Origin of the sequence: Actimicrobium sp. GrIS 1.19 (assembly GCF_035984655.1) — a bacterium.
GTDB lineage: Bacteria > Pseudomonadota > Gammaproteobacteria > Burkholderiales > Burkholderiaceae_D > Actimicrobium.
On sequence record NZ_JAXCHT010000077.1, the window covers coordinates 1 to 1,821 of the forward strand.

Consider the following 1,821-nt stretch of genomic DNA (forward strand, 5'->3'; position numbering starts at 1 on the left):
AGCTGGCGCATGGATGAGACCTACATCAAGGTCAAGGGCGTCTGGAAATATCTCTATCGCGCCGTCGACAAGCAAGGAAAGACTGTCGACTTTCTTCTGACTGCGAAGCGCGACATGGCTGCGGCGAAGCGCCTCTTCGACAAGGCCATGGAAGCAAACGTCGAACCTGGGGAGAACACAGCATTCGGAAAAAATAGCACGCTTAGGTCTGCGCGCAGGAGCAAACGGTTGAAATGTTCACCAAGTGCGCTGCAAGCGCCGCGGCACAGGCGGCTGCCTAGTTGGGCCCACTGACGGTGATATGGCTTGTCGAATCTGATCTACTCCGCTGCACAAAGCTTTTGAGGCTGCCAAGGCACGCTTTACAGCTTTGTATATCGATTTACTCCCTCTGAGCGGCTAAAAGCTCTGGTCGTATGTAAATTTTCGTTTGCGTAATGTCTTAGCGTGCTATTTTTTCCGAATTCTGTTGGCACCCCAACTTCAAAGGGATGCGCTTTCCGACCGACGTGATCCTGCTCTGCATCCGCTGATATGTGGCTTACCCGCTGAGTTACCGGCACCTCGAGGAGATGATGGAAGAGCGTGGTGTGTCGGTTGACCATTCGTCGATCAACCGGTGGGCGATCCGTTTCTTGCCGCTCATCGAGAAAATGGCTCGCAAACACAAGCGCCCGGTCGGCGGGAGCTGGCGCATGGATGAGACCTACATCAAGGTCAAGGGCGTCTGGAAATATTTCTATCGCGCCGTCGACAAGCAAGGAAAGACTGTCGACTTTCTGCTGACGGCGAAGCGCGACATGGCTGCGGCGAAGCGCTTCTTCGACAAGGCCATGGGAGCAAACGGCGAACCTGACAAGGTCGCGATGGATAAGAGCGGCGCCAACAAGGCGGCCATCGATGCGATCAACACCGGCCGCGACGTACCGATCGTGGTGAGCCAGGTTAAGTACCTCAACAACATCGTCGAGCAGGACCATCGTGCAATCAAACGGGTGACCAGGCCGATGCTGGGCTTCAAGTCATTCCGATGCGCAGCCCAGGTTATTGCTGGCGTTGAACTCATGCACATGATTCGAAAGGGCCAGTTCGCTACCGATGGCACCGTCATGTCATTTGCAAACCAGTTTTATGCCTTGGCAGGACAAGTCCGTACTGCTTAAACCGCAGCCATGTTCAGCACGGAAAATTCCGTCTCGTGCCGCACAACGCGACAGAATCAAATTTATTTCGTCCGGGGAATGCGAACGGAAAATACGGTGCCCTGCTCCTTGCTAGAAGCTACGTCTATCGTCCCTTCATGTGCCAGCGTGATTTCGCGTGCGATGAAGAGACCCAGTCCCAAGCTGGTCGACGGTCGGTCTTCTTGTTGATCGCTCAATGAAAGCTGGGTTAACGGATCGAAGATCGCCTGAAGCGACTTGGCCGGAATTACCGAGCCTGAGTTAGACACTTTAACAATGATCGCGTCACTTTCGCCTTGCGCCGAAATTGTGATCGCGCTTTCCTTATCGTGATATTGCGCTGCGTTATTGAGCAGATTAGAAAACACTTGCTGGAGCCGTCCACTGTCGAAGTCGTCCAGCAACTCGCCTTTTGTAGTGAACTTAAATACACATTCAGGATGCAGCGCGCTGGCATCGTCAATAGCTGACTGGCAAATAATTTTCAGGTCAGCAAGCACTTTTACGATAGGCATTTTTCCACCCAGCTGTGTTCTGGTGTATAAAGTGGACCCACGATTTGAGACAGCGGTTTAAGCTATGTTTCTCACGTTAGGGTAGCGGCGAATGGCGGAAATAAAGAAGCGGAAAGTGCACA

1 protein-coding gene and 2 pseudogenes are annotated in these 1,821 nt (G+C 52.9%); 2 read left to right on the plus strand and 1 reads right to left on the minus strand.

Annotation, left to right across the window (positions count from 1 at the left end; all coding sequences use genetic code 11):
* A pseudogene (locus RCH09_RS19775) lies at window positions 1–174 on the plus strand (DDE-type integrase/transposase/recombinase); the annotation flags it as partial.
* Between the two features lie 317 nt (window positions 175–491).
* Window positions 492–1,163 (plus strand): annotated as a pseudogene (locus RCH09_RS19570) (IS6 family transposase).
* Between the two features lie 62 nt (window positions 1,164–1,225).
* Here RCH09_RS19570 and RCH09_RS19575 read toward each other — a convergent pair.
* Window positions 1,226–1,699 (minus strand): sensor histidine kinase, encoded by a 474-nt coding sequence (locus tag RCH09_RS19575; RefSeq protein ID WP_326942816.1) that lies wholly within the window; start codon window positions 1,697–1,699, stop codon window positions 1,226–1,228.
* Window positions 1,700–1,821 lie beyond the last annotated feature (122 nt).

Excerpts from the sequence above, each read along its gene's own strand:
- RCH09_RS19575 (WP_326942816.1), bottom strand. The coding sequence starts at position 1,699 with ATGCCTATCGTAAAAGTGCTTGCTGACCTGAAAATTATTTGCCAGTCA.